This is a genomic window from Brevibacillus massiliensis, from assembly GCF_000311785.1.
GTDB classification, from domain to species: domain Bacteria; phylum Bacillota; class Bacilli; order Brevibacillales; family Brevibacillaceae; genus Brevibacillus_C; species Brevibacillus_C massiliensis.
In genome coordinates this window covers 24,898-26,163 of sequence record NZ_HE978552.1, presented here as the reverse complement: position 1 = coordinate 26,163, position 1,266 = coordinate 24,898, and the positions used below count along the sequence as shown (strand labels likewise).

Sequence of the window (1,266 nt, the reverse complement as noted above, 5' to 3'; positions counted from 1 at the left end):
CGCTCCCTGATACAGATGATTCCATGTCAACTGGAACCACTTTTCATTTTTCGACTTCATGCGCTCTTCGTAAAACAGCCCGAGCTCCACTGCATCTTCCAGCCATGGCCGCTCTTGCAAGTCATCCATCCACTGCTGCTGAATTGCTTCCGACAACTCTTCTGTGATTAATGGTTGCGGATCAGCGCCATACATCCTTGCGATCCGTTCGTTCATTCGCTGCGCTTCCAGGACTGTCTCGAACAGTTGCATGCGGGCTTTTACGGTGAATGTCCCTTCCCCATAGCAAAGGACCTTGCCGTTTCTCATCCGGCCTGCTCTGTTGCGCGGGTCCTTGTACATGGCAATGATCGTATCCCGCAACTCGACATATGGCTCAAACCACGGCTTCTTCTTAGCTGTTTCCTTCGTGCTTTTGTCGATGGTTACTACCGGGCAGATGACGCAGCCAAATCTTGCCCCACACGCTTCTGCTGTTTCTCCCTTACCGGCTCTTCGCTTCGAGAGTCCGCATTCGCCTGTTGCGTCTTTGTAGAGTTGGCTAATCTCCTCTGCGTCGCCCCAAGGCGTTTTCCGCTCGGCAAGGTAGCTCCAAACATCCTCGACCGTAAACTCCACGATTGGCATGAAGGTTCGAATCGTTCGGCCTTTTTTTGTGACCTCTTCGCTGAAATATTTGCTGGCCAGATGCTTGTCGACGCTCTTTTCCCTCTCCTTTGACTCGGACCGTCTGGCTCCCAGGATTTTCAATGTTGGTCTGTATTCCTCTTCAAACTTCTCCATGGGTTCCAACTTCATTCGGTCCGTGCAGTACAACCTACCTTTTTTCGGGAGTGGGTATCCGAGTCCGAGAATAAGAAACAGGAGATTGTTCTTCATGTCCGCTTGAACCTCATGGATTTCAAACGGCAAGTTGTGTTTCTGAATCGTTTTCCGCATCCGTTTGAACTCACGCTGTTTGGTCGGGTCCGTTGTCAGATCCAATCCAGTCTGCGCTGATACTATGTGGATCTTACGTCTCCGCTTGTCTGGCGGCAGCATCATGACCCACCTCATAACCTCCGCAACCGTGACGGTTGAGTCCTTTCCGCCCGAGTAGGCGATATACCAGCAACCTTCATCGGTTGGATCGGTGTAGGCTCTTAAAAACTCTGCCGCTGGTTCAAGTGTTTTTTCCTGGTATCCCATGGGGATCACCCCCTGCTTTACATAATTGAGAGTTTGAAACTAAGAATGGGTGATCAAAACGGTTCGTACATCAAGTAG

Annotated in this window: 1 protein-coding gene; it reads right to left on the bottom strand. The window is 50.6% G+C overall.

Annotation, left to right across the window (positions count from 1 at the left end; translation table 11 throughout):
• On the bottom strand, nt 1-1,188 hold a 1,188-nt coding region (locus HGBM_RS23965; RefSeq protein ID WP_019123614.1), incomplete at its 3' end, for a phosphoadenosine phosphosulfate reductase domain-containing protein.
• Between the last annotated feature and the right edge of the window lie 78 nt (nt 1,189-1,266).